General features: G+C 65.5%; 31 protein-coding genes and 2 tRNA genes. 21 read left to right on the top strand and 12 right to left on the bottom strand.

The genetic code is table 11. The annotated features are described in order from the left end of the window. Positions 1 to 40: 40 nt before the first annotated feature. From U5809_RS19270 to U5809_RS19255, 4 genes are all read right to left on the bottom strand, one after another. The gene (locus U5809_RS19270) at positions 41 to 871 is read right to left on the bottom strand and encodes an arginyltransferase (protein WP_282507398.1); all 831 of its coding nucleotides are present in this window, start codon (positions 869 to 871) and stop codon (positions 41 to 43) included. A 33-nt stretch (positions 872 to 904) separates the two neighbouring features. Next, positions 905 to 1,669, bottom strand: a complete 765-nt coding sequence (gene aat, locus U5809_RS19265) for a leucyl/phenylalanyl-tRNA--protein transferase (RefSeq protein WP_322087721.1) — start codon at positions 1,667 to 1,669, stop codon at positions 905 to 907. A gap of 11 nt (positions 1,670 to 1,680) precedes the next feature. Then, the gene (locus U5809_RS19260; protein ID WP_021161562.1) at positions 1,681 to 2,226 is read right to left on the bottom strand and encodes an NUDIX hydrolase; all 546 of its coding nucleotides are present in this window, start codon (positions 2,224 to 2,226) and stop codon (positions 1,681 to 1,683) included. Between the two features lie 185 nt (positions 2,227 to 2,411). Continuing rightward, positions 2,412 to 2,488 (bottom strand) — tRNA-Met (locus tag U5809_RS19255). Between the two features lie 198 nt (positions 2,489 to 2,686). Between U5809_RS19255 and U5809_RS19250 the strand changes: the two genes are divergently transcribed. Genes U5809_RS19250 through U5809_RS19240 form a run of 3 tightly spaced genes read left to right on the top strand, consistent with a single transcriptional unit; the run spans position 2,687 to position 4,700 of the window. Beyond that, positions 2,687 to 3,184 (top strand): heme-degrading domain-containing protein, encoded by a 498-nt coding sequence (locus U5809_RS19250; protein ID WP_322087720.1) that lies wholly within the window; start codon positions 2,687 to 2,689, stop codon positions 3,182 to 3,184. A gap of 9 nt (positions 3,185 to 3,193) precedes the next feature. After that, positions 3,194 to 3,526: a DMT family transporter gene (locus tag U5809_RS19245; RefSeq protein WP_376698763.1), complete on the top strand. Its 333-nt coding sequence runs from the start codon at positions 3,194 to 3,196 to the stop codon at positions 3,524 to 3,526. Positions 3,527 to 3,557: 31 nt separating this feature from the next. Further along, on the top strand, positions 3,558 to 4,700 hold the full coding sequence (locus U5809_RS19240) for an enoyl-CoA hydratase/isomerase family protein (RefSeq protein ID WP_322087719.1): 1,143 nt from the start codon (positions 3,558 to 3,560) through the stop codon (positions 4,698 to 4,700). 120 nt (positions 4,701 to 4,820) lie between these two features. On the opposite strand, the gene U5809_RS19235 is transcribed toward U5809_RS19240, so the two are convergent. Then, on the bottom strand, positions 4,821 to 5,249 hold the full coding sequence (locus U5809_RS19235; RefSeq protein WP_043182670.1) for a hypothetical protein: 429 nt from the start codon (positions 5,247 to 5,249) through the stop codon (positions 4,821 to 4,823). Between the two features lie 341 nt (positions 5,250 to 5,590). Between U5809_RS19235 and ssuD the strand changes: the two genes are divergently transcribed. The 10 genes from ssuD (at position 5,591) to U5809_RS19185 (ending at position 12,186) form a co-directional block, all read left to right on the top strand. After that, positions 5,591 to 6,748 carry an FMNH2-dependent alkanesulfonate monooxygenase gene (ssuD, locus tag U5809_RS19230; RefSeq protein WP_059234577.1) on the top strand — a complete coding sequence of 386 codons (1,158 nt, stop codon included), beginning with the start codon at positions 5,591 to 5,593 and terminating at the stop codon, positions 6,746 to 6,748. 17 nt (positions 6,749 to 6,765) lie between these two features. Next, complete coding sequence (gene ssuC, locus U5809_RS19225; RefSeq protein WP_176048197.1) at positions 6,766 to 7,578, top strand: aliphatic sulfonate ABC transporter permease SsuC; 813 nt, start codon at positions 6,766 to 6,768, stop codon at positions 7,576 to 7,578. After that, entirely contained in the window at positions 7,575 to 8,534 is a 960-nt protein-coding gene (locus U5809_RS19220; protein ID WP_322087718.1) for an ATP-binding cassette domain-containing protein, read from the top strand. The genes ssuC and U5809_RS19220 overlap by 4 nt, the downstream gene beginning before the upstream one ends. A gap of 57 nt (positions 8,535 to 8,591) precedes the next feature. Next, a complete protein-coding gene (locus tag U5809_RS19215) occupies positions 8,592 to 8,807 on the top strand; it encodes a TOBE domain-containing protein (RefSeq protein WP_006476104.1) in 216 nt (71 codons plus the stop codon). A 144-nt stretch (positions 8,808 to 8,951) separates the two neighbouring features. Next, entirely contained in the window at positions 8,952 to 9,149 is a 198-nt protein-coding gene (locus U5809_RS19210; protein WP_059234572.1) for a hypothetical protein, read from the top strand. Positions 9,150 to 9,204: 55 nt separating this feature from the next. After that, positions 9,205 to 9,453, top strand: a complete 249-nt coding sequence (locus U5809_RS19205) for a hypothetical protein (protein ID WP_176048195.1) — start codon at positions 9,205 to 9,207, stop codon at positions 9,451 to 9,453. Between the two features lie 129 nt (positions 9,454 to 9,582). Further along, the gene (gene dusA, locus U5809_RS19200) at positions 9,583 to 10,569 is read left to right on the top strand and encodes a tRNA dihydrouridine(20/20a) synthase DusA (RefSeq protein WP_282507403.1); all 987 of its coding nucleotides are present in this window, start codon (positions 9,583 to 9,585) and stop codon (positions 10,567 to 10,569) included. 54 nt (positions 10,570 to 10,623) lie between these two features. Then, positions 10,624 to 10,699 (top strand) — tRNA-His (locus U5809_RS19195). Between the two features lie 216 nt (positions 10,700 to 10,915). Next, complete coding sequence (locus tag U5809_RS19190; protein ID WP_322087717.1) at positions 10,916 to 11,146, top strand: DUF6566 family protein; 231 nt, start codon at positions 10,916 to 10,918, stop codon at positions 11,144 to 11,146. Positions 11,147 to 11,670: 524 nt separating this feature from the next. Beyond that, positions 11,671 to 12,186, top strand: a complete 516-nt coding sequence (locus U5809_RS19185; protein WP_322087716.1) for a GNAT family N-acetyltransferase — start codon at positions 11,671 to 11,673, stop codon at positions 12,184 to 12,186. Between the two features lie 42 nt (positions 12,187 to 12,228). Here U5809_RS19185 and U5809_RS19180 read toward each other — a convergent pair whose 3' ends face one another. Beyond that, positions 12,229 to 12,693, bottom strand: coding sequence for a plasmid fertility inhibition factor family protein (locus tag U5809_RS19180; protein ID WP_322087715.1), 465 nt, complete (start codon positions 12,691 to 12,693; stop codon positions 12,229 to 12,231). 313 nt (positions 12,694 to 13,006) lie between these two features. Here U5809_RS19180 and U5809_RS19175 point away from each other — a divergent pair, with 313 nt between their 5' ends. Beyond that, complete coding sequence (locus U5809_RS19175) at positions 13,007 to 13,417, top strand: hypothetical protein (protein ID WP_322087714.1); 411 nt, start codon at positions 13,007 to 13,009, stop codon at positions 13,415 to 13,417. Positions 13,418 to 14,381: 964 nt separating this feature from the next. Here the strand turns inward: U5809_RS19175 and U5809_RS19170 are convergent. Further along, a complete protein-coding gene (locus U5809_RS19170) occupies positions 14,382 to 15,125 on the bottom strand; it encodes a DUF695 domain-containing protein (protein ID WP_322087713.1) in 744 nt (247 codons plus the stop codon). A gap of 182 nt (positions 15,126 to 15,307) precedes the next feature. Here U5809_RS19170 and U5809_RS19165 point away from each other — a divergent pair, with 182 nt between their 5' ends. The 4 genes from U5809_RS19165 (at position 15,308) to U5809_RS19150 (ending at position 17,330) form a co-directional block, all read left to right on the top strand. Further along, on the top strand, positions 15,308 to 15,616 hold the full coding sequence (locus U5809_RS19165; protein ID WP_282507419.1) for a phosphatidylserine/phosphatidylglycerophosphate/cardiolipin synthase: 309 nt from the start codon (positions 15,308 to 15,310) through the stop codon (positions 15,614 to 15,616). Positions 15,617 to 15,821: 205 nt separating this feature from the next. Then, the gene (locus U5809_RS19160; protein WP_322087712.1) at positions 15,822 to 16,061 is read left to right on the top strand and encodes a hypothetical protein; all 240 of its coding nucleotides are present in this window, start codon (positions 15,822 to 15,824) and stop codon (positions 16,059 to 16,061) included. Between the two features lie 107 nt (positions 16,062 to 16,168). Further along, a complete protein-coding gene (locus tag U5809_RS19155) occupies positions 16,169 to 16,708 on the top strand; it encodes an aspartyl-tRNA synthetase (RefSeq protein WP_322087711.1) in 540 nt (179 codons plus the stop codon). Between the two features lie 148 nt (positions 16,709 to 16,856). After that, positions 16,857 to 17,330, top strand: coding sequence for a VOC family protein (locus tag U5809_RS19150; protein WP_322087710.1), 474 nt, complete (start codon positions 16,857 to 16,859; stop codon positions 17,328 to 17,330). A 63-nt stretch (positions 17,331 to 17,393) separates the two neighbouring features. On the opposite strand, the gene U5809_RS19145 is transcribed toward U5809_RS19150, so the two are convergent. Further along, on the bottom strand, positions 17,394 to 18,365 hold the full coding sequence (locus U5809_RS19145) for a sensor domain-containing diguanylate cyclase (protein WP_282507423.1): 972 nt from the start codon (positions 18,363 to 18,365) through the stop codon (positions 17,394 to 17,396). Positions 18,366 to 18,629: 264 nt separating this feature from the next. Between U5809_RS19145 and U5809_RS19140 the strand changes: the two genes are divergently transcribed. Continuing rightward, positions 18,630 to 18,845 carry a hypothetical protein gene (locus tag U5809_RS19140; protein ID WP_322087709.1) on the top strand — a complete coding sequence of 72 codons (216 nt, stop codon included), beginning with the start codon at positions 18,630 to 18,632 and terminating at the stop codon, positions 18,843 to 18,845. A gap of 151 nt (positions 18,846 to 18,996) precedes the next feature. Here U5809_RS19140 and U5809_RS19135 read toward each other — a convergent pair whose 3' ends face one another. Both U5809_RS19135 and U5809_RS19130 read right to left on the bottom strand, forming a co-directional pair. Next, positions 18,997 to 19,620 carry a phospholipase D family protein gene (locus tag U5809_RS19135; RefSeq protein WP_174991448.1) on the bottom strand — a complete coding sequence of 208 codons (624 nt, stop codon included), beginning with the start codon at positions 19,618 to 19,620 and terminating at the stop codon, positions 18,997 to 18,999. A gap of 140 nt (positions 19,621 to 19,760) precedes the next feature. Further along, positions 19,761 to 20,249: a helix-turn-helix domain-containing protein gene (locus tag U5809_RS19130; protein ID WP_322087708.1), complete on the bottom strand. Its 489-nt coding sequence runs from the start codon at positions 20,247 to 20,249 to the stop codon at positions 19,761 to 19,763. A gap of 182 nt (positions 20,250 to 20,431) precedes the next feature. On the opposite strand from U5809_RS19130, the gene U5809_RS19125 reads away from it, so the two are divergent. Further along, entirely contained in the window at positions 20,432 to 20,869 is a 438-nt protein-coding gene (locus tag U5809_RS19125; RefSeq protein WP_322087782.1) for a PaaI family thioesterase, read from the top strand. 146 nt (positions 20,870 to 21,015) lie between these two features. Beyond that, the gene (locus U5809_RS19120; protein ID WP_282507427.1) at positions 21,016 to 22,068 is read left to right on the top strand and encodes an NADP(H)-dependent aldo-keto reductase; all 1,053 of its coding nucleotides are present in this window, start codon (positions 21,016 to 21,018) and stop codon (positions 22,066 to 22,068) included. 78 nt (positions 22,069 to 22,146) lie between these two features. Here U5809_RS19120 and U5809_RS19115 read toward each other — a convergent pair whose 3' ends face one another. Then, positions 22,147 to 23,433 carry an MFS transporter gene (locus U5809_RS19115; protein WP_322087707.1) on the bottom strand — a complete coding sequence of 429 codons (1,287 nt, stop codon included), beginning with the start codon at positions 23,431 to 23,433 and terminating at the stop codon, positions 22,147 to 22,149. A 35-nt stretch (positions 23,434 to 23,468) separates the two neighbouring features. After that, complete coding sequence (locus tag U5809_RS19110; protein WP_322087706.1) at positions 23,469 to 24,890, bottom strand: M20 family metallopeptidase; 1,422 nt, start codon at positions 24,888 to 24,890, stop codon at positions 23,469 to 23,471. Positions 24,891 to 24,955 lie beyond the last annotated feature (65 nt).

Genomic DNA, 24,955 nt, shown 5'->3' with positions numbered 1-24,955 from the left:
GCAGGGGCGTGCTTCGCTTCGTAGCCCCCTGCGGCGTGCATCAATTCGAGCCGGAATGCCCGCCCGGCAACGGCGCGCGGGCCAGCGCCGCGTCGACCGGCGGCAGGTCGATCCGTTCCGGATCGAGCGTCTTCCAGCGGCCGTCGATCAGCCCCTCGAGCGGGTGGAAGTTCGCCTTGTACGCCATCTTCGGGCTCTCGCGGATCCAGTAGCCGAGGTACACGTACGGCAGGCCGAGGCTCTTTGCCTGCTCGATCTGCCACAGGATGTTGTACGTGCCGTAGCTCGTGTGGTGGTCGTCGGGCTCGAAGAACGTGTAGACCGACGACAGCCCGTCGCCGAGGATGTCGATCATGCTGACCATGCGCAGCTTGCCGGGCTCGCCGCCCGGCGCGTCGAGGTCGCGGAATTCGACGAGGCGCGAGTTGATCCGGCTCTGCAGCAGGAACTGCTCGTACTGGTCGCGGCTGTCGCGATCCATGCCGCCGCCCGCGTGGCGCGCGGACTGGTAGCGCATGTAGAGCGCGTAGTGCTCTTCGTCGTAGTGCAACGGCGAAACCGTTGCGATCAGCGCGCGGTGCCGTTTCCACATCCTGCGCTGCGTGCGCGACGGCACGAACTCGCCCACGGGTACGCGCACCGGCACGCATGCGCGACAGCCGTCGCAGTACGGGCGGTACGTGAACACGCCCGAGCGACGGAAGCCGGCCTTGACGAGCTCGGTGTAGATGTCGGAGTTGATCAGGTGGCTCGGCGTCGCGACTTGCGAGCGTGCGATGCGGCCGTCCAGATAGCTGCACGGATAGGGCGCCGTTGCATAGAATTGCAGCGCCGAAAGCGGTGAAAGCGGCAGCTCAGTCGGGTGAGTCATGGGCAGCTCTCGATGCAGGGAAGGAGTGCCGCGCTAGCGCTCGATCCCGGAGGGCGCCGCCGTTTCGGCGGGGCCCGTCAGCGCGGCGAGCACGCGCTTGTCGAACTGCCACGGAATCGGCGGCTCGGCTACCGCGCTGCGCACGTGAGCGACAAACGCCTTGCGTGCGATCTCGCGGCCGCCGAGCGACGCTAGATGCGACGTATTCTGCTGGCAGTCTATCATCTCCAGCCCCTGCCCGCGAAGGTGCGCGATGAGCGTGGCCAGTGCGATCTTCGACGCGTCGGTCACGTCCGCATACATCGATTCGCCGAAAAACATCCGCCCGAACGACACGCCGTACAGGCCGCCGACACGGCGCCCGTCGTGCCACGTCTCGATGCTGTGCGCATTGCCGGAGCGGTAGAGCGACGTATAGGCGTCGATGATCTCGGCCGTGATCCACGTGCCGCGCTGCCCGCGGCGCGGCGCCTGTGCGCACGCGCGCATCACGCCCGGAAAGTCGTGGTCGACGCGCACTTCCCATTCGGGCTCGCGCAGCACGCGCTTCAGCGTCTTGCGCAGCGAAGGCGACACCTTGAATTCGGCCGGCGCGAGGATCATGCGCGGGTCGGGGCTCCACCACAGCACGGGCTGGCCGTCCGAGTACCACGGGAAAATGCCGCGCAGGTACGCGTCGATGAGGCGCGACGGCAGCAGGTCGGCGCTCGCGGCGAGCAGCCCGGGCGCGCCGGTCGCGGGACCGAGCGCGCGCTCGATGGGCGGAAACGGATCGTCCGGGCCGAGCCAGGGGACCATGGGTCGCGGGCTCAGCCGTTGCGCAGCGAGCGGAAGATATCGCCGGTGTGCACGCCGTAGTCGCCGGCGGCGCGATCGGCGAAGAAGAATCGCAGGGTCTGGCTGACGGTCGGGAACGCGATCTCGTCCCACGGAATGTCGGCTTCGTCGAACAGCTTCACTTCGAGGCTTTCCTCGCCGGCTTCGAAACCCGGATCGGTGAGTCGCGCGAGGTAGAACAGGTGGACCTGGTGCACGTGCGGCACATTGAGCAGCGTGAACAGGTTCTGCACCTCGACGCGCGCGCCGGCTTCCTCGAGCGTTTCGCGCGCGGCGGCTTCCGCCGTCGTCTCGCCCATTTCCATGAAGCCTGCCGGCAGCGTCCAGAACCCGTAGCGCGGTTCGATCGCGCGGCGGCACAGCAGGATCTGATCGCCCCAGACCGGGACCGTGCCGACGACGTTGCGCGGATTCTGGTAGTGGATCGTGCCGCAGTGATCGCAGACGAAGCGCTCGCGGTTGTCGCCCGGAGGAATGCGCGCGATGACTTCGTGACCGCAGACGGAGCAGAATTTCATGTCGAGTGGAAGGGACGAGGTGATGCGAGTGTATCACCGGGGCGCGACATTCTTGAACGCCTGCGCATGCGGGCGGCATGTCGTGCGAGGCGGAAGCGCGCATGCGCGAAGAGGGCGCGGCGCACGGGCGCGGAAAAACAAAAAGCCCGGCGCGGGGCCGGGCTTTTTGCGTAATGCTGGACGGTTGGTTGCGGGGGTAGGATTTGAACCTACGACCTTCGGGTTATGAGCCCGACGAGCTGCCAGACTGCTCCACCCCGCGTCCGTCGAAGAATTGAATTATATGGACTCTTCCAAATGCGTGCAAGCGTTTTTTGACAATCGCGTTGCAAGCGCTTGTGGGGCCGATACGTGGAGCGCGTGCGCTAGAATCGAGCGGTTTGTGTCGTCATCCCGGCAGCGGGGCCGTGCGCGATCGCATCGGCGCCGTTGCGACTCTCATTACTGAATCGACGGATTCATGGACATCGCTCACGATCTGCAATCGATCGGCGCGCAGGAACAGGCGCTCGTGTTTCCCCATTTCGACCCGGCCCGCGCGTGGGCGCTCGGCAACCGGATGCATGCGCTCGCGACGTCGCGCGGCCATGCGGTCGCGCTCGACATCGTCACGTTCGGCCAGCCGCTGTTTTATGCGGCGCTCGCCGGCGCGACGCCCGACAATGCCGACTGGGTGCGCCGCAAGCGCAACGTCGTCGCGCATTTTCGCCGCAGCTCGTACGCGATCGGCCTGCGCATGCAGCAGGCCGGCGCCACGCTCGCGGACAAGCACGGGCTGCCGATCGCCGAATATTCGCCGCATGGCGGCTCGTTCCCGCTGACCGTCGCCGGTGCCGGCGTGATCGGCTCGATCACCGCGTCGGGGCTGCCGCAGCGCGCGGATCACGAGTTCGTCGTCGAGGCGCTGTGCGCGGAACTCGGCCACGACTACGCCGTGCTGGCCCTCGCAAGGAGCTGAGCGATGCAACTGCCCGGTTACGCATGGCTCGCGATCGCGATCGTCGCGGAAGTGGTCGGCACGTCCGCGCTGCGTGCGGCGGACGGCTTCACGCGCTTCTGGCCGTCGGCGCTCGTCGTCGCCGGTTACGGCATCGCGTTCTACTGTCTGTCGCTCACGTTGCGCACGATGCCCGTCGGCATCATCTATGCAGTCTGGTCGGGCGCCGGCATCGTGCTGATCACGCTCGTCGCGATGCTGCTCTATCGTCAGGTGCCGGACCTGCCGGCGGTGATCGGCCTCGGGCTGATCATCTCGGGCGTCGTGGTGCTGAACCTGTTCTCGAAGATGCAGGCGCACTGACCGTGCGACTGCCGTTTGCCGGATGACTTTCATGACCGATTCCACTTCCGCTGAATCCGCCCAGCCCGATGTCCGCGCGTATGTCGCGAACCGCATCGGTTTTCTCGAACTGAACCGGCCGAAGGCGCTGAATGCGCTGTCGGTCGGCATGATCCGGCTGATGCAGCAGGCGCTCGACGCATGGCGCAACGATCCCGATGTCGTCGCCGTCGTCGTGCACAGCCCGCACCCGCGCGCGTTCTGCGCGGGTGGCGACGTGCGCTTCTTCCACGACGCGTGGCAGCGCGGCGACCGCGATGCGGTCGACACGTTCTTCATCGAGGAATACACGCTGAACCATGCGATCTTCACGTATCCGAAGCCGTACATCGCGCTGATGCATGGCGTCGTGATGGGCGGTGGCATGGGGATTTCACAGGCCGCGCGGCATACGGGCGGCCTGCGGGTCGTGACCGATTCGACGAAGATGGCGATGCCCGAAACGCGCATCGGCCTGTTCCCGGATGTCGGGATGAGCTGGTTTCTCGCGCGCACGCCTGGCGCGATCGGCCGCTATCTCGCCGTGACCGGTGCGCCGCTTGGCGCAGCCGATGCGCTGTATGCGCAGCTCGCCGATGTCTATCTGCCCGATGCCGCGCTGCCGGCGCTGCTCGATACGCTGCGCAGCGCGCCGATCGACAACGGCGCGCAGGCGGTGGCCTGCGTCGCCGAGGCGGCCGCCGCGCACAAGGTCGTGCCGACGCCCGACACGTCGGCGCTGGCCGATGCGCGCGCCGGGATCGACCGGCATTTCGCGCAGCCCGACATCAATGCGATCCTCGCGTCGCTCGACGCAGAGCAGGATTGCGCGGCCGTCGATGGATGGGTCGAAAAGGCGACCCACGCGATGCGCGAACAGTTGTCGCCGTTGTCGATGGCTGTATCGCTCGAAGTCGTTGATCGCGCGCGCGGCGCGACGATGGCCGATTGCCTGCGACGCGATCTCGATCTCACGCGCTCGACGTTCGCCCACGGTGACGTGATCGAAGGCGTGCGCGCGTTGATCGTCGACAAGGATCACCAGCCGGACTGGCGCTTCAAGTCGGCCGCCGACGTCGATCGCGCCGACGTGCTCGCGATGTTCGACTGCCCGTGGGCGCCCGACACGCATCCGCTGCGCAATCTGAAGGACTGAAGTCGGTCGGGCTGACCCGCACGCGAGACAGAAACGAAAAGGCCGCCTGCATTTGCAGGCGGCCTTTTTTTGCGGATGTCGACCGGCCAGCGGTCGAAGGGCGTAGCGCCCGCGCGAGCGTTATTCGTCGCCCGCGTCATCCGACATGAACGCGCGCATGAACACGAGCGCGCCGAAGCCCCATACCGCGTTCGCCGCGAAGCCGGCTGCGAGCACCGGCATCATGTTGCCCGACGGCCAGATGCCGCGCAGCGGGTCGATCGCGAACACGCGGGCGGCCGTCAGCACGATGCCGCCGAACACGAGCGCACCGATCCACGATGCCTCGCGTTCCGGCGATACGCGCAGCAGCCACGCCATCGGAACGGCGCAGCATGCGCTGATCAGCGCATTCGCGACAAATTCAGGAATGCCGAGCGGCGCGAACGGCTGTGTCGAGAAGCCGGTTGCGGCGATCAGGTCAGCCGTGTGAAGGAGGGCGAGCGTCGCCTCGCGGAAGAACAGGGCGGCCAGGAAGCCGGACAGGAATGGCAGGATGACTTTCTGCATCGATGAGTGCACCGCAGGCGCGCACGGCCGGGGCTGTACGCGCGGAGTTATTCGGATAGGTGCGCCATTATAGGGCCCGCCCGCGGCGATATTCGCTCCAGCGTCGTGCTAATCACGAAAGCGGAAAACCTAAGATCAAAAAAATCGTTCCAAAGCCCTGCACCGATCCCTAGACTGATTTCCCAGAAACAGCCGTGCAATCGCGTCCTCGCCCGCTGCACGGACTGACCGGCGAGCCATCCCGAATCGAACGCACACCATGCATGCGTCGCGCATCCGCGACGCGAGCAGGGCGATGTTTTTTCCAAATTTCGGCAGTGACAGTCAAGCAGGAGCAGCAGATGAATGTGTTCTGGTTTATCCCCACGCATGGCGACAGCCGCTATCTCGGCACGGCCGAAGGTGCGCGCGCCGCGGATTACGATTACTTCAAGCAGGTCGCCGTCGCGGCCGACACGCTCGGCTACGACGGCGTGCTGCTGCCGACCGGCCGCTCCTGCGAGGATGCGTGGGTCGTCGCGTCGAGCCTCATCCCTGCGACGCAGCGCCTGAAATTCCTGGTCGCCGTGCGCCCCGGCATCGCTTCGCCGGGCCTCGCGGCACGGATGGCCGCGACGTTCGACCGCCTGTCGGGCGGCCGCCTGCTGATCAACGTCGTGACGGGTGGCGATGCGGCCGAACTCGAAGGCGACGGCCTGTTCGCCGATCACGACACGCGCTACGAGATCACCGACGATTTCCTGAACATCTGGCGCGGGCTGCTGGCCGCGTCGCACGACAACGGCGGCTTCGACTACATCGGCAAGCACCTTCAGTCGAAAGGCGGCAAGGCGCTTTATCCGCCCGTGCAGCGTCCGCATCCGCCGCTGTGGTTCGGCGGTTCGTCGCCGGCGGCCCACGCGATTGCCGCCGATCACATCGACACCTATCTGACCTGGGGCGAGCCGCCCGAGGCCGTCGCGAAGAAGATCGCCGACATCCGCGCCCGCGCCGAAGCACGCGGCCGCAAGATCAAGTTCGGAATTCGCCTGCACGTGATCGTGCGCGAGACCGAGGACGAAGCATGGCGCGACGCCGAGCGCCTGATCAGCCGTCTCGACGACGACACGATCGCGCGTGCCCAGCAGGCGTTCGCGAACATGGATTCCGAAGGCCAGCGCCGGATGGCCGCGCTGCACGGCGGCAAGCGCGGCGGCCGCGACGCGCTCGAGGTGTATCCGAACCTGTGGGCCGGCGTCGGCCTCGTGCGTGGCGGCGCGGGCACGGCGCTCGTCGGCAATCCCGAGCAGGTCGCGGAACGCATGCGCGAATACGCGGATCTCGGCATCGAGACGTTCATCCTGTCCGGCTATCCGCACCTCGAGGAATCGTATCGCTTCGCCGAACTCGTGTTCCCGCTGATCAAGGGCAAGGGCGCGGAGAAGGCGACCGGCCCGCTGTCGGGGCCGTTCGGCGAGATCGTCGGCAACAGTTATCTGCCGAAGGCGAGCCAGAGCTGAGCGAGAGGAGGCTTGCGATGACAACGAAAACGTCGACGACGGGCGCCGTCGTGGCTGCCCGCGCGTGGCGCAGCGTCGCGCCGTGGCTCGTGCCGCTCGCACTGCTGGCGGCCTGGGAGGTCGGGGCGCGCACCGGCTGGCTGTCGACCCGCGTGCTGCCCGAGCCGGTTGCGGTCGTGCGCGCGGCCTGGTCGCTCGTGACGTCGGGTGAAATGTGGGCGAACGTAAAAGTCAGCACGTGGCGCGCGCTGTTCGGCTTTGCGATCGGTGGCGGCGTCGGCCTTGCGCTCGGGCTCGCGACCGGCCTGTCGAAGGCGGCCGAAGTGGCGCTCGACTCGACGATCCAGATGATCCGCAACATCCCGGCGCTGGCGATGATTCCGCTCGTGATTCTGTGGTTCGGCATCGACGAGAAGGCGAAGCTGTTCCTCGTCGCGCTCGGTGTGTTCTTTCCGGTCTACATCAACACGTATCACGGGATCCGCTCGGTCGACGCGAACCTGATCGAGATGGCGAAGAGCTACGGCGTGCGCGGTTTTGCACTGTACCGCGACGTGATTCTGCCCGGTGCGCTGCCGTCGATCCTCGTCGGCGTGCGTTTCGCGCTCGGGCTGATGTGGGTGATGCTGATCGTCGCGGAAACGATCTCCGCGCAGTCGGGCATCGGCTACATGACGATGAACGCACGTGAATTCCTGCAAACCGACGTGGTGGTGGTCGGCATCCTGCTGTACGCGGTGCTCGGCAAGCTGGCCGACGTGCTGGCGAAATGGCTCGAGCGCGTGACGCTGCGCTGGCACCCCGCTTATCAATCAGGAGCAAAGGCATGAATGCGACGACTTCGGCGGCCGCCTACGGCCCGCTCGCCGGCGCAGACCTCGAGGTCGAACTGGCGCAGGCACGCGTCGCGGACGGCGACGCGCGCGACGCGGCGATTCTCGATCGTGACGGCGGCGCATCGGTCGTGCCGCTCGCGCGGCGGCGCGCGGGCAGCTCGGCACCCGACGACGCAGTGACGCTGTCGGGCGTCAGCAAGCGCTTCGGCGCACGCACCGTGCTCGACAACGTCGAGCTCGGCATCGCACGCGGCAGCTTCGTCGCGATCGTCGGCCGCAGCGGCTGCGGGAAATCGACGCTGCTGCGTCTCGTCGCGGGACTCGAGCAGCCGAGCAGCGGCGCACTCGTGACGCGCGGCGAGGGCGGTGGCGTGCTCGATACGCGGATCATGTACCAGGATGCGCGCCTGCTGCCGTGGAAGACCGTGCTGCAGAACGTGATGCTGGGCCTCGGGCGCGGCGCGCGCGACCAGGCGCGTGCGGTGCTCGATGAAGTCGGCCTGCTGGAACGCGCCAACGACTGGCCCGCGCAACTGTCGGGCGGCCAGCGGCAGCGCGTTGCACTGGCCCGCGCGCTCGTGCACCGGCCGCAACTGCTGTTGCTCGACGAGCCGCTCGGCGCGCTCGACGCGCTCACCCGTATCGAGATGCATGCGCTGATCGAGCGGCTGTGGCGCGAGCATCGATTCACCGCGCTGCTCGTTACGCACGACGTGCAGGAGGCCGTCGCGCTCGGCGACCGCATCCTGCTGATCGAGCAGGGGCGTGTGGCGCTCGATCAGCCCGTGCCGCTCGACCGGCCGCGTGCCCGCGCATCGGCGGCGTTTGCCGCGCTCGAGGATCGCGTGCTGAAGCGCGTGCTCGCCGGCGGGCCTGGCGCGGCCGATCAGGACACGGAGCATTGGGCAGACAACGTTCGACCGGTCGGGCAGATCCGCTGGGCCGTTTAATTCCGGGCGGCTCCGGCCGCCCGTTCTGAGACTTTTTTCTTCGGAGCGATCATCCCGATGAGCATCACTGCAATCAACGTACGTAACCAGTTCAAGGGCAAGGTGAAGGAGATCATTCGCGGGTCCGTGGTCTCCGAGGTCGACGTGGAGACGCCGTTCGGCATCGTCACGTCGGTCATCACGACCCGCTCGGTCGACGAACTCGAACTGAAGGTCGGCGCGGAAGTCGTCGCGCTCGTGAAGTCCACTGAAGTATCGATCGCGCGTCTCTGAACGCGCGTGTCCTGCACCGGTGCGGCGCCGACGGCCAGTGTGCCCGTCGGCGCCGCATTTGCATTTGCGCAGCGCGCTCGCCTCGGTATTCGACGTCCGGATGAAGTGCTAGGATGGAACGAAACCGACGGCGGAGGCCAACGCATGACCCCCATCCTTTCTCCTGAAGCCATCGAGGCGCTGAAATGGATCGACCAGTTCGGCGAAAGCCGGCCGGTTCCGGCCGCGTTCGACGACGTCGTCTATGCGTTGCTGAACGAGGGGCTGATCTATCAGGCGACGGCCGACCGGGTCGACCTGACGGCCGATGGCAAATCCTTTTTGTCCAACGAATACGATTGAGCGTCCGGCGCCGGTTGCACGAGCGGCCTGGCGTCGCGTCGCCACGGAGCGTGCGATGGAACCGAGAGGCAGCGACCTCGGCGATTTCAGCGAGCCGTACCGCGGCTTCGAGATCGAGGTGAAGACCGAGCAGGTCTGGGACGGCGAGCATGCGCACTATCGTGTGCTGCAAGGCGATGCCGTGCGGATCGACTGGCGGCTCGTCAAGGTCGACGGGTTGCTGCTGACCGAGCGTCGCGTGATCGAGCGCGTGTTCGACGAGGCGCGCCGGGCCGTCGATGCGGAGCTGGGCGAGGGCGGCTAGCGGGGCGTCGGGCAGGAGCGGCCCGTGTTGCGGTAAAATACCCGGTTGTTTCCGTGCCGCCTGGCCTGTTGCCCGAATTCCATGTCCGTTCCGTCCTCGCTTCCTCCCCGCCGCGTCTCCGTCGCGCCCATGCTCGACTGGACCGACCGTCATTGCCGGTCGTTCCACCGTACGCTGACGCGCAACACGTGGCTGTATACGGAGATGATCACGACGGGCGCGCTGCTGTTCGGCGATGCCCAGCGGCATCTCGCGTTCACGCCGAGCGAATCGCCGATCGCGCTGCAACTGGGCGGCAGCGAGCGTGACGATCTCGCGCGCGCCGCGAAGCTCGGCGAACAGTGGGGCTACGACGAAATCAACCTGAATTGTGGATGCCCGTCCGAGCGCGTGCAGCGCGGTGCGTTCGGCGCGTGCCTGATGAACGAGCCGCAGCTCGTCGCCGACGGCGTGAAGGCGATGCGCGATGCGGTGTCGGTGCCGGTCACGGTCAAGCACCGAATCGGCGTCGACGCGGTCGAGGACTACGCGTTCGTGCGAGACTTCGTCGGCACGGTGGCCGAGGCCGGTTGCGAAACGTTCGTCGTGCATGCGCGCAACGCGATCCTGAAGGGGTTGTCGCCGAAGGAGAATCGCGAGATCCCGCCGCTCAAGTACGACTATGCGTATCAGTTGAAGCGCGATTTTCCGTCGCTGGAGATCGTCATCAACGGCGGTATCACGACGCTCGATGAAGTCGCGCAGCATCTGGAACACGTCGACGGCGTGATGCTGGGGCGCGAGGCATATCACAACCCGTTTGTGCTGGCCGAAGTCGATACGCGCTTCTACGGATCGACCGCCGCGGTGCCGACGCGCGAAGAAGCCGAAGCGCAGCTGATCGAATATTGCGCGGCCGAACTGAAGCGCGGGACCTATCTCGGCGCGATCGTGCGGCATGCGCTCGGGCTGTATCGCGGCATGCCGGGCGCGCGTGGCTGGCGTCGCGTGCTGTCCGATAACAAGAAGCTCGCGCGCGCCGATCTGGCCGTGTTCGACGAGGCGCGCGCGCACCTGAACGAAGCCGAAGAAATTTTTGAAAAAAAGGCTTTGCAAGATTCAAAAGACTTCGTATAATCTTGTTCTTCGCTGCTGAAACAAAACAGCGAAGCGAAGTAAGCAGTATCAGTGGTGGCTGTAGCTCAGTTGGTAGAGTCCAGGATTGTGATTCCTGTCGTCGTGGGTTCGAGTCCCATCAGCCACCCCAAAAATTCAAGCAAAAAGCCCGGTTCAATGAACCGGGCTTTTTGCTTTCCGGCGCAGCCACAGCGCGGTGGTTTTTCGTCAGGGTGTCTTTGACGAAGTGGTATGCCCGCATTCAACTCGTCGAGCAAGGCGTAGTTTCGGTGTTGATCTTCAAAAGAGCCGCTTCGTAAAGCCGCTTACCCAACAGCAACATCGGGTGAATGTGCACGGACACCCTATGCACAAAAGAATCGAATGCCATATCGACGCATTCAACGGTTACGAAATCATCGTCGAGTCCGTACAGCCGGCACCCGGCAGCACATGGATGGCGAACGTTCGGGTTCGCAAAGACGGAGTCGAATCGCCCAGGCGACATGACTTCGATACCGAGTACGAGACCTCGGATGAGGCGAAGCAGGCAGGTGTCGAAATTGGGCGCGAGATCGTGCGCGACATCAATCGATAGTGCGACTTCATTGACCTCTGCAACGTGGATGGCGCGGAGGCGAAAGAAGGCCCGAGTCCGAACTCCGCCGTGTTTCCCGGTCGTTGCGCCGACAACGTTCACCTCCGTTCGCCCACGACGTTATCTCTCCCGCTAAGGTTCGCGCGTTCCGTGCCGTTATCTTTCCTGGACAGCCCTCGTGCCTCGAATGCTGATCCGTTTTCTTGCCTGCTCGCGTCACGCGTGAGCAGGCTTTTTTCGTTTACGGCGCTGCATCGAGGACTGATTGGCGGAATGGAACAGGGACTTGGCGCGAGCCGACAAAGCGCGACAGTCTTACGTTGGTGTAATGTATCGTCTTCCTCGTGCCCTCATGCTTTGCAGGGCCGTTCGATCCCGACGACCCATGAAGGCGCCGGGATTTTTTTTGCGTACGCGCTGATGGCCCCGCGCCGTGCCACCGAGCATTGCATTCCGCAAAGCACGGTATATTTTGCGACGAGACATACCGTTCGAGAGAACACGCTACAAGGAGTCGCCGACCCATGCCGGACATCCGGACCACGCTGCGCGCCGCGACCACACACGACGCGTCCCTCATCGCCCGCCTGCATACGCTGAGCTGGCAGACCGCATACAGCCATATCCTTCCGGCCGCCTATCTGTCCGACGAGGTGCCGACGGAGCACGCGATCCGGTGGCGCAAGTATCTCGATCGCAACGAGGACGAGTGGGGCCTGGTGCTGATCGCCGAATTGGATGGCGAGCCCGTCGGCTTCGTCAGTGCGGAACGCCCCGTCGATCCGGCGCTCGGGGTGCTGCTCGATTGCCTGCATGTCCATCCTTCGCATCACGGCAGCGGGACGGGCAAGCGCATGATCGAAGCCGTACGCGCCTGGGCGCGGTCGATCGGCGTAGGCAAGGTCCACCTGCAGGTGCTGGACGGCAACGTGCGTGCGATCGGCTTCTACGAGCACAACGGCTGGCAATTGGCCGGTATTGAAACAAGCCGCATCGGCCCGACGGAAGTCACCGATCGGATTTACGCGATACAGGCTTGAAGCCTTGCCGGCATCGGGGCGAAAGCCGGACGCGCTTCGCCGTTACTCGCCGCAATATCGAATCAGCAAATCAGCTTCGGTCTCGTGGATCTCGACGGGCAGGTCTGTTGCGCCTGCGTAGGCAAGATAGCGCGCACGATGCTGGCCGTTGCGAAACGACGCGACGCCGATTTTCGACAGGCCGGGAATGCCGAACAGCGTTCGCGTTCTGGTCTCGCGAAACGTGATGAACGGCATGTCGGGAATCCTGTCCTGATCCGGATCGAGGAATTCGCGAATACCCGCGGCTTTTCCAGGAGCCCAGTACTGAACTGACGGCAGCACATAGTCCGTGGTGTCGCGGTCGGCGCAGGCCAGCAATTTCTTCAGGTCGATCGTCACGACCCGATGTCGCGAGTCGTCGGACGAGAACACCCGCTTGAGGTGCGTATAGGCATACGGGGCATGCCCGGGGAGCTGGATAATCCAGACATCTACGCCGCTCTGTTGTGCGTGGGCGAGTGTCATTATTTCCTCTTCTGGCGCAATCGGTCTCTTTGGTTTGAGTTTAGCAGCGCGATCGCGGCCGCGGAGCAGATCGATACCCGGAATAGAAAAACGGAGCGAGTCGCCGCGTAGCCGGAGTTGCAGAGAAAACAGGTGGAAAAGCAGGGGCAGTCATGCATCGGCGGTCGATATCGACAGGTTGCGAGAATATCGCGATACTGCCAGCCGAAGTGACACGCTGTGCAATAGTCATGCAAGATTCACGCAGTGGCGCGAAACGCGGCACGCGCGGGTCATCATGAGAACGGAGCGGGCGGAGTGACGGGAGCAAACCATGTCGTCGAAACTTGAGATCGAGTATCTCGATTTCCGTTTCACCGCGACGCTCGAAATCAGGGCGTCCGGCCGGACAGCCGTTGTCGACTGGCAACTCGAATCCGACGCGCGAAGCAAGACGCTCGCGTGGATCGTGTTCGATCGCTTTCTCGCGCGGAACGACTTCGCCGATGAAGAGGATGCGCGTGCCAATATCGTCGACTGGCTGGAGCGGCTTGCTGACCCGCGGTCCGGCGCATCTGCCGAGATCGCGAAGGCTGGTGTGGCGGCTTCCGGAGCGGCGGCTGCCGGGGGCGTGGCGACAGACGCATCGGCTACCGAAATCGTCGGCGAAACCGTCATTGAAATCGTCAGCGATCTGGACTGGATCGACATGGTTGTCGACTGGTTTTCCAGCGGTTCGCCTTGATGGCGAAACCGGATTGTCGCGATTCTGGTGTGATTCCGGTTATGGCGCGCGTGAAATGCGGCTTCACAAAATCAGGCGCAAGAAAATGCAGCCGAAATCTCGGCGCTTGAAAAAATAGAATAATGCTGCTTTGACAATATACGTGCCTTACCGGAAACTGCCCAGATTCCGAGGACGTCCGCTTGTACTAAATAAAAAGTAGAACGCCAGACATGAAAAGAAGAACGCCGCTGACGGCTGGAAGCGACCAAAATCGCTGCCGACCTGGCAGGCCGCACCACCGTGCCGTTCAATGACGGCAGAAATATTCCTGCATCTTCGCACGTTCGAGTATCGCGACGCCGTATTGGCGTCGTCTTGCCGGCAATCGATCGAGGTATCGCGATGCGGACTCGTCGCGCGGGGTGGAGGGATCGCGGGCAGATTCCATTTCGCACTTCACCGCACCGTTATGACCGACTGCCGACCGTGCGATGGCGATCGGGGTGATGGCGCTAACGCCCATCCTCGTCGGAGTGCTCGCATCGCGACCGCGGCTCTCGCTCCCGGCCAGTGAGGCTGTCGGTCGTCGCCGCATTGTCACCAAAGGGTGAGTTGCCGCACAGACCATCGCGTCACCCGCGGTCACAATTTGGCCGGTTGACCGTTCTTCCCCGGCCCGGTCAACCATTTCCCCGCTCGCTCGCGCAGGAGCGGGGGCTTTTTGCCCATCCGACGCCGGAAGGTTGCGTCGGCGGAACCGGACAGGCGTTCGGCAGGCTGCGCGACGGTATCCACTGCGCGCCCCGGCAACCGTTCGCCTGATCCGCACGAATCACTTTCCTCGTGCCTGAGCGAACCCTCAGGCCCATCGCCGGTTTCGGCCGGCGATGCCTTGATCCCGGCGGCGCGTCACAACGCTGCCGGGAGTTTTTTGCGCGAGACGCATTGCGTCACGTCGTGCGCAGCAGTCACGCCGATCTATTTAGCCAGCCTGTTCGACGCTGGTTTCCCATCCGTCGTATTCCCCGCCGAGCGAACGCACTTCGCGATTGATCGCGATCGTATGGCGTGTGATGTCGGCCAGCGCCATCGTGCCTTCGTGCGAAAACCGTACGGCCGACTTGCCGTCTTCGGTCGGCGCGACCGATTCGACCGGATAGCCTTTCGCTTCGGCCCAGTCCGCGAACTGGTGGGCGTCGCTCGGGTCCGGGAAGTACGCCCAATGCATCACGCGCCGGCTCACGTCGCTGGCGTCGCCTTTCTCCCGCAGTGCATCCAGCACGCGCATGTCGCGCATCATCTGCCAGTCGTCGTCGGTCGGGTAAAGGGTCTGCCAGTACGCTTCCTTGTCCTGATCGTCCTGATGCGCGTACTGAAGCGCGTAGGCCGTCTGTTCGGCCAGCGCGTCGACGATCTCGGCCGCGGCCGCTTCGTCGAACGGCACGTAGAACAGGAAATCCCGGTTGCCGTCCACGGTGATGCGGCCGACCTGCACGCCGCCTTTCGCGGTGATCGTCGCATCCAGCAGATCCTCGATCTTCGCGAGATCGGCGAATTCGTCGCCGGCCGGCAAGCCTTCGGGCGTCGGATGCGCGAACGGCACGCGCACGGTGAGCAGCGACGTGCGCGGATCGCCTTCGGCGATTTCCGCGAAGCTGTGGTTGAAGCTGATGAAAGCCTGATGGTCGCCCATTCTGGCAGGGAAGGTTCCCCAGGCGTCGGTCATGTGTTTCTCCCGTGCACGATTGTCTGTTGACGGTTGTAAAGCGTCCCAATGTATCATCGAAAATCGCGTTGGCAGGGCAAGCGCGCATCATTGCGGCCGCGCCGGAAATGCAGGCGAGATCCGGCCGCCCGTGACTCGCCGCAGGTGTGCGACGGGCCGCAGGAAATTCGAAGGAGATTCCGATGTCGATGTTTGCGGTGAATGGTGTTCGAATCGATCTGCTCACCGCGCGCGTGACGCACGTGCGCTGGGCGGCCGTGAATCCGGCCGACCGTTCGTGGGCGGCGACGCCGAGCGAGGCGCCGGTGGCCGACGTGGCGCGTGCGCTTGCGTCCGGCAGCGATGTCCGCGCGATCTTCTCGGCATCGGACGACACCGCGATCGGGCCCAGGCTGAAACGCGTGCGGTATCGTGATGCGTCGGAAGGCATCGAACTCGACATCGATGCAACGAGCGAGTCGCGCACGTTGCACGATCTTCCGCAAATCTGACCGGAACGGCCTGCGCCGGCATTCGCGTGCGCTTCTGCATCGACTGCGGTGCCCGGCCGGACGGCCGTTCGCACAACCTCGATCGCGAGGCGTAGTATCGGGTCATCACCATACTGCATGCCGGTTGCGCCAGAACGATCTGGAGGGGCATGCGATGTGCGGCGAGCCGGTATCCGAATCGAATCGCGCAAACGCGTACGAGATCATGTCCAGGCCTGTCATCGCTCCGTTGGCATTCGCACTTTGTCTGGCGCTCGCTGCCTGCCAGATCGCGCCCGAGACGCCGCTTCCGCAGCCGTCGCCCGAGACCGCATCGGCAGCCGTGTCGGCATCGTCGCCGGCCGAGCCGATTCGCGGCATGGGCATGGCGCCGTATCTGGCAGGGCAAAGTCACTGGGCCGTCGGTCAGTGCACGACCAACGGCACCGTCAAGGTGTGCAATTAATTGACTTGAGCCGACAGCGCGGCACTTGTTCCGCATGAACGAGATCGGAACCTTGACCAGGCACCCGCGCCGATGGGCCGGTTGCCGCCGACGCGAGCAAGCGAGCAATGAACGAGGAACCCGCAACAAACGATTCCGGCTTGCCTGTCGATCCCGCCGAGGGAACCGTCATCGGCCAGTTGCCGATGACGCTGGCGGTCGACGGCCGGAGCCTGAAAAGAAGGGCGATGGTGTGTGCGGTGCTGGCCGTGGCGAGCCTGTGCGGTTATGCGGCCGATCCGACGCTCTGGCCCGTGGCGGCGCTGGCCGCGATGCTGGTGCTGGCCAGCGCGGCCTTCTTCATCTCGTCGCGGCGCAAGATGGCGCTGCATATCGACGAAACGGGCTTCAGGCTGATCGGGGCCGCACGTGAAAAGCCCGTCACGCCATGGCGCGACGTTACCGAATTCAGGATCATCAGCGTGGCCGGGAATCGTTACATCGGCTACCAGTTCTCGCCGCATTCGTCGCGCACCAAGGTGCCGGGTGGCGTGATGCTGCCGATCGCCCGATTTGTCGAGCTTCCGCTCGACGCGGTGGCCGGGTTGCTGGAGGCATGCCGCCGTCAGTTCGGCACGTCGGTCGATCGAGCCGACCGAATGGAGTGACGCCGCCCGATTCGCGGCTCAAGAAAACAAAAAAATGTTCGCCGTCGTGTCGAATTCCGCCGAGGTCGTCCGTCGTAGCATCGGAGGCGTGCGCATCGCGCGTCCGTCCCGATTTTCGATACGACAACCGACTGAAGGAGCGACACCCATGTCCACGTCCGTCAAACCGATCCCGGAAGGGATGCGCACGCTGACGCCGCACCTGATCTGCGCCGGCGCGACAGCCGCCATCGACTTCTACAAGCGCGCATTCAATGCAATCGAACAGTTTCGCCTGGCGATGCCCGACGGCCGGCTCGCGCACGCGTGCCTCATGATTGGCGATTCGACGCTGATGCTGGTGGATGAAATGCCCGAACACGGCGCGCTCGGGCCGAAGGCGCTGAAAGGCACGTCGGTCAGCCTGCATCTGTATGTACCGGATACCGACGCCGCGATTGCGAAGGCCGTCGCTGCCGGCGCGACGGTCACGATGCCGGCTGCCGACATGTTCTGGGGCGATCGCTATGGCCAGGTCGAGGATCCGTTCGGCCATCGCTGGTCGCTCGCGACGCATCAGCGCGACCTGACGCCCGAGCAGATTGCGGAGGCCATGGCCAGCGCGCCGCCGTGCGGGAACTGATGCAACCGCGCAACCGCGGCTGAAAGGGGCGGCGGCGGGCGCTCGCCCCCGATTTGCCCGCGCTTACGCGCCAGTCGTCTTGCCGCGCTGCTTGTCCTCGTACATCAGGTGATCGGCCGAGGCGAGCAGGTCGGCCACGGCCGGATGGCGCGCGGGATCGTACGCGACGTGCCCGACGCTGAACCGGATGGCATAGCCGCGCGCGTCGGCCGCGTTGCGCAACGCGAGCGCCTGCGTCACGCGTTCGACCGGCTCGACGACGTCGGCCGGATCGGTGGCGCTCAGCAGCACGACGAATTCGTCGCCGCCGAGCCGGGCGATCACGTCGCTGTCGCGCAGTGCGCCGGTCAGCGTCTCGGCGAATGTCTTGAGCGCACGATCGCCTTCGGCATGACCGAAGCGGTCGTTGACCGCCTTGAAATCGTTCAGGTCGAAGAACAGCAGCACCGCGTGCCGGCCGAGGCGATCGCACAGACTCAGCACGTGGCGGGCGAGGATCTCGAAGCCGCGCCGGTTCGTCAGTTGCGTGAGCTCATCGGTGGTCGCGAAATGCAGTGCGGCGATCTCGCGTTCGGTCATGTGGGCGAGATCGCCGAGCAGTGCGAGTTCTTCGGGTTCGAGCGAACGCGGCCGCGTGTCGATCAGGCACAGTGTGCCGATGGGTGCACCGTTCGGTGCCGCGAGCGGCCGGCCGGCGTAGAAGCGAATGCCCGGCGTACCGGTGACGAGCGGGTTGTCGTGGAAGCGGTTGTCGTTCAACGCGTCCTGGATGACCATCGTATTGCCCGCGAGCAGCGCGTGCGCGCAGAACGATACGTCGCGCGACGTCTGCGTGGCGTCGAGGCCCGCATGGCTCTTGAACCACTGGCGATGCTCGTCGACGAGACTGACGAGCGCGATCGGTACGTCGAACAGCCGGCGCGCGAGACGCGTCAGGCGGTCGAATCGCTCTTCGGGCGGCGTGTCGAGGATCGAGAGCGAATGAAGCGTGTCGAGCCGGGCGGCCTCGTCGGCCGGTTTCGGTGCGATTTGCATGGGCCTGGTCTCTTGTCCCGGCTGCAACGCCGGTCACGGGATCGTATGCCGGACAGTATCGCGCATTATTCGGCGCATCGCCAACTCGCGAGTCCGGCGGCGGGCATTTCCGGCGTCGTCCCGATCGATGCAGATGCGGTGAGAAGCAGGTGTCATGAGTCTGCATTGCATCACGATGCAGAATCGTTTGCGCGACGTCTCAAGGTGCTCGGCGTAATGCCGTAAATAGGGCGAGTCCAATCGTTCATCGCATCCCACCGCACCATGGTTCGAATTCTGTACGCGGGCTATCTCGCGTTTGCGCTGTATCTTCTTTACCCGATGGTTGAGAACACACTGGCGTTCAGCACGGATTGCGTGCGCAATGCGCTGCCTGGTTTGTCGACGTCTTCGGCACGCAGCGTGGACGGGCGCGCGAACCGCTGTGCGCCGACCGCGCAGGCCGGCGCCGCCACCGGGAGGATGCCCGAAATCCATTGAGTGCGGCGGCCGTCGCGCATGTCGTGCGATGCGTGACGCGGCGTACTGGCCATTCGGCCGAATTGAACATCGCACCATGCTCGCCGATCATCTGCATCACGACGGTTCGAACGCGAGGTGTCGAGAAACGGCGCCAGGCGCGCGGCGTGCGTCAGTAGCTGGAGCGGTACGGCGTGCCCTGATCGAAGCGGCTTTGCCAGTGCGTGAGATAGCGTGACGCGAGTTGCGGATTGTTCCAGACCACGACGACGTTTTCCGAGTTGCGGCTGGCCGCCGACGCGCTGTAGTTGAACGAACCCGTTTCGACGTGCTCGGCGTCGATCACGAGGTACTTGTCGTGATGAATCGCATAGGCGTCGATCGTGCGTGTCGGGATGCCGGCATTGACGAGCAGGTTCAGCGCCTGCTTGCTGCTCTTGGCACGGTTGCCCTTGTCGTCGACGACCACCGCGACATTCACGCCGCGTCGCTTCGCATCGAGTAGTGCGCGCGTGACGGGCGGCGATGTGAACGAATACGCGGCAACCCGGATCGAGCTGCGGGCGGCGCCGATCGCTTTCAGCACGAGTGCCTCGGCGCCGCCGTCGGGCGAGAATGCCGATTCGACGACTTGTGTCGCGGGTGCTTCGTGAGTGGGCGCAGGCAGCCATCGTGACACGAGGTCGATCGCCTGCTGGAGCAGCGATTCACTTTGTGTCTTGCCGAAGGCGGCGAAGGGTGTGGCAAGCAGGGAAGCGGCGAGACAGGCAGCGGCGAGGCGATTGCGCGACAACATCGTGGACAGCGAATAATTTCGAGACAGCGGGCCGTGAGTGTAACGCAGACGTAGCGGCGCGGTCACGCGAGTATCGCGACGCGATTGCCCGCGCGATGTTCACGCGTGGCAGAGGCGATGACGCAACGTTGCGTCGAGCGTCAATCCTTGACCGTCGGCGCGCCGATTTCGCCGGATGCGATCCATCCCGGTCCAGGCTCGGGCTCTACGTCGCGCGCATCGAGCGGTTCGCCGCAGGCCGAGCATACGGTGAGCGCATGCATCAACTGGCCGCAGGTACGGTGGCGCAATTGCACTGGCGGCCCCTGGCCGTCGTCCTTCCAGCGGTCGCCCCATGCCATCAGCGCAAGCAGGGCCGGGTAGAGGTCGAGGCCCTTGTCCGTCAACCGGTATTCGAAGCGCGGCGGCCGCTCCTGATACGCACGCTTGACCAGCACGCCTTCGTCGACGAGCCGCGCGAGCCGCTCGGCCAGCACGTGGCGCGTGAGGCCAAGCTCGGTCTGGAACGCATCGAAGCGGCGGCAGCCAAGGAATGCGTTGCGCAGGATCAGCATGGTCCAGCGGTCGCCGAGCACGGCGAGCGTGCGCGCGACCGAACAGTTCAGCGTGCCGATGTCATCCCATTTCATCGTCGAGTCTCTTGCCTCTTGCGGCGGTTCAGCGAAATGGCGGGTTCTATTATAGAACCCGTCTTCGGTTGTCACGGGCGCGGCTGCGTTGACAACGGCCGGCATCGTTGTCGATAATGAGTTCCAATTTGGAACTTACTAGCGCGGCGACGCGCTTTCAACCCGGAGACAACCCGATGACGATGAATCCGCGTTCCCTGTCAGGTCTCGATCTGCTGCGCGCAGCTGTGTCGGGCGATGCGCCGCTCGCATCGATTTCCGAGACGATTCCGATGCGTCCGCTCGACGTCGAGCTCGGTTACGTGAAGTTTTCGGCGCGGGCGGACGGCCGGCACTTGAATCCGCTCGGCGGCGTGCATGGCGGGTTCGCCGCCACGGTGCTCGATTCGGTCACCGGGTGCGCGGTGCATTCGATGCTCGACGCGGGCGTCGGCTACGGTACGGTCGATCTGCACGTGAAGATGCTGCGGCCGGTGCCGCGCGACGTCGAGCTGATCGCGGAAGGGCGCGTGATTCACCTGTCGCGTTCGCTGGGCGTCGCGGAGGGCACGCTGAAGACGCCGGACGACAAGATCGTCGCGCATGCGTCGGCGACCTGCTTCATTCAGCGGCCGCAGTAACGGCTGGCGGCGGCGCCGTCGTCCAGGCTGCGCACGAACCTCCGGAGCGGCGTCGAAGGCCGTCTGTAAGCATGGGCGGCGCGAGTCTGAAGCGGTCGCTTCAATGTGATAGCGTTTCTGCTTTCCACCGACGCGACAGGAACAGCATGGAATACCGCACACTCGGCGATTCGGGCATCGAGGTCAGCCTGGTCGGGCTCGGCACGATGACGTGGGGCGAACAGAATTCGGAACGCGACGCGCACGAGCAGATCGACTACGCGATCGCCCAGGGCGTGACGCTGATCGATGCCGCGGAGATGTATCCGGTGCCGCCGAAGCCCGACACGCAGGGCCGCACCGAGCAGTACATCGGCACCTGGCTCGCGCAGCATCGCGCGCAGCGCGAGCGCATCGTGCTCGCGACGAAGATCGCGGGTCCCGCGCGGCAGCCGCACAACCCGCGCCATATCCGCGGCGAGGGCAACCAGTTCGACCGCAAGAACCTGACCGAGGCGCTCGACGGCAGTCTCAAGCGCCTGCAGACCGACTACGTCGATCTCTATCAGCTGCACTGGCCCGATCGCAGCACGACGACGTTCGGCCGTCCCGCGTATCCGTGGGTCGACGACGCGTACACGGTGCCGATCGAGGAAACGCTCGGCGTGCTCGCGGAATTCGTGAAGGCAGGCAAGGTGCGGGCGATCGGCGTGTCGAACGAAACGCCGTGGGGCGTCGCGCAGTTCCTGCGTGCGGCCGAGAAGCTCGGGCTGCCGCGCATCGCGAGCATCCAGAATCCGTACAGCCTGCTGAACCGTACGTTCGAGAACGGGCTGTCGGAATTCACGCATCGCGACGGCGTTGGCCTGCTCGCGTATTCGCCGCTCGCGTTCGGCTGGCTGTCCGGCAAGTACGAGAACGGCGCGCGTCCGGCTGGTGCACGCATCACGCTGTTCGAGCGCTTTCAGCGCTACAGCAAGCCGCAGGCAGTCGAGGCGACGTCGCGTTACGTCGCGCTCGCGCAGCGTCACGGGCTGTCGCCCGCGCAACTGGCGCTTGCGTTCGTCAACAGCAGGCCGTTCGTGCGCAGCAACCTGGTGGGCGCAACGTCGATCGAGCAGTTGAAGGAGAACATCGGCAGCATCGACGTTAAGCTGTCCGACGAGATCCTCGCCGAGATCGACGCGCTGCACGAACTGCAGCCGAACCCGGCGCCGTAAACGGCGCGCGGCCCGTCGCGGCATTGCTCCGGGACGGGCCGCACCGGCGGCGCATCGCTGCGCCGTCGCTTCCCAGGGTTATCGCATCTTGAGCCGCGTGCGCGCGACGAACAGCGCGGCGAGGCTCAGCACCGCACAGCCCATCAGATAGAGCGCCGGCGACAGGCGGTTGCCGGTCGTGCTGATCAGCCAGGTGATCACGAACGGCGCAAAGCCGCCGAACAGCGTGACGCCCGTGTTGTAGCTGACCGCGAGCCCCGTCGCGCGCGTCTGCGACGGGAACAGTTCGGCCATCAGCGCCGGCAGCGCGCCGCAGTACATCGCTTTCAGCATACCGATCCAGACCAGTGCGGCGAGCATCGTCGCGAACGACGCGTGACGCGTCAGCCACGCGAACGTCGGCCACACGGTGACGAGCATCAGCAGTGCCGCGACCGCCATCATGCGGATCCGCCCGGTACTGTCGGACAGATGACCGACGATCGGCGTGACGAGGGTCAGCACGAAGCCGGTCGCAAGCGTCGCGGCGAAGCCCGTCGACGCAGGCAGCCCGAGCTGCTTGATTGCGTAGGTCGGCATGTACAGGATCATGTAGTTGATCGCGGTCGAGATCACGAGCGCGCCGATCGACAGCAGGACCTGCAGCTTTTGTTCCGCGAATAGCTCGCGCACGGGCGCCTCCGAGCGTGCCTGCGTCTTGAACTCGACACCTTCGTCGACGTAACGGCGGATATACAGCCCGACCGGGCCGATCGCAAGCCCGAACAGGAACGGCACGCGCCAGCCCCAGCTTTCGAGTTGGGCGGTTGTCAGCGTGGCCGTCAGCAGCGCGCCGAAGCCTGATGCGAGCAGCGTCGCGAGGCCCTGGCTCGCGAACTGCCAGCTCGACATGAAGCCGCGCCGCTGCGGCGCGTGTTCGACGAGGAACGCAGTCGAGCTCGCGAATTCGCCGCCGGCGGAAAAGCCCTGCATCAGCCGCGACAGCATGATCCCGAGTGGCGCGAGAATGCCGATCGATGCATAGGTCGGCATCAGCGCGATCAGCAGCGTGCCGGCCATCATCATCGCGATCGACAGCAGCAGCGACGCCTTGCGGCCCGCGCGGTCCGCGTACGCGCCGAGCACGAACCCGCCGATCGGCCGGATCAGGTAGGACAACCCGAACGTGCCGAGCGTCAGCATCAGCGACGTCGCTTCGCTCGTCGCGGGGAAGAACAGCTTGGCGATCGTCACCGCGAAGAAGCCGTAGACGATCAGGTCGAACCATTCGAGCGCGTTGCCGATCGACGCCGCGAAGATGAGGCGCCGGATCTTCGCGGCGCTGGGGCGCGCGGCGTCCTGCGAGGTCAGGGTGGTCGTGTTCATCGTATGTGCAGGTCCCGTGAAAGGGGCGAAGCGCGTTACAGGGCGGCGCCGGCCGCGGCGGGTGCCGCGCGGCGAACGGATGGTGCGTCGTCGCCGAGATCCCAGAAGAGGCCGGCCATCATCTGCAGCCCCTCGCTGACGACGCTCGCGAGCAGGTGCTCGTCGGGCGCGTGCTGCGAGCATGCCGGGTACGAGTGCGGCACCCACAGCGTCGGCAGCCCGAGCGTGTCGGCGAACACTTCGTTCGGCAGCGTGCCGCCGAGATTCGGCAGGATCGCGGGCTTCTTGCCGGTGGTGCGCGCCAGCGATGCGACGGCCCAGCGGACCCACGGATCGTCCGGCGGCACACGCGTCGCCGGGGCGCCGCGTTCGACGTCGATCTCGATGTCGGCGAAGCCGTGCGCATCGAGGTGCGCGCGCAGGTGCGCATGCAGCGCTTCCCAGTCGGTGCCGACGACGAAGCGCAACTGGCAGTGCGCGTACGCGACGGGCGGGATCGCATTGACAGGGTGCTCGGGATTGCCGGCCTTGAACGCGAGGATCTCGAACGTGTTCCAGCCGAACACGCGCTCGGCCGCGGAGAGACCGGGCTCGCCCCAGTCGGCGTCGAGGGCCGGGTCGCCGGGGCCGCCGCCGACGGACAGATCGGCGAGCGCGTCGCGCACGGTGGCCGGGATCGGCGGCGGGCGCAGCCCTTCGACGCAAATTGCGCCGCGCGCGTCGACGAGGCTCGCGAGCGCATGCGCGAGCACGATCGCCGGGTTGCGCAGCAGCCCGCCCCAGTTACCGGAGTGATGCGCGCCGTCGCGGGCGCGCAGGCTCAGCTTGAAGTTGACCGAGCCGCGCGAGCCGAGGAACACGGTCGGGCGTGCGGCGGCGATGCGCGGGCCGTCGGACGCGATCAGCACGTCGGCCGCGAGCGCGTCGCGTTCCTGGCGGCACAGCGCGTCGAGGCCCGGCGATCCCGTTTCCTCACCCATCTCGATCAGCAGCTTCGCGTTGAAGCCGAGCCGGCCGCCGCGTGCGTCGAGCACGCTGGCGAGCGCGGCCAGGTTGATCGTGTGCTGGCCCTTGTTGTCGGCGCTGCCGCGGCCGTACCAGCGGTCGCCGTCGGCCGTCAGCGTCCACGGCGACAGCGGCGCGCGCCACTGCGCGTCGTAGCCGCGCACGACGTCGCCGTGGCCGTAGATCAGCACGGTCGGCAGCGCGTCGTCTTCATGGCGCGATGCGAGCAGGAACGGGCCGCCGCCGTCGACGGGGTTGGCGACGATCCGCGACGTGAAGCCGAGGCGGGCAGCCTCGGGCGCGATTTCGTCGGTCAGGTACGTGCGCAGCGCGGCTTCGTTGCCGCTGTCCTGGCTTTCGGTGCGCAGGCCGACGCGGCGGCTCAGGGTCGTGAAGAACGCACCGGATTCGAACTGGTTCAGCGCGTGCTGGATGGCGGCGGTACGGCTCAAGTCGTGTCTCCTCTGACGGGGTCGCCACGCGCGCGGACCGCGCATGCAACGTGAAGTGCGATCGA

The organism is Burkholderia sp. BCC1999, assembly GCF_905339975.1.
Classification (GTDB): Bacteria; Pseudomonadota; Gammaproteobacteria; order Burkholderiales; family Burkholderiaceae; genus Burkholderia.
This window is presented reverse-complemented; position numbering and strand designations above follow the sequence as displayed.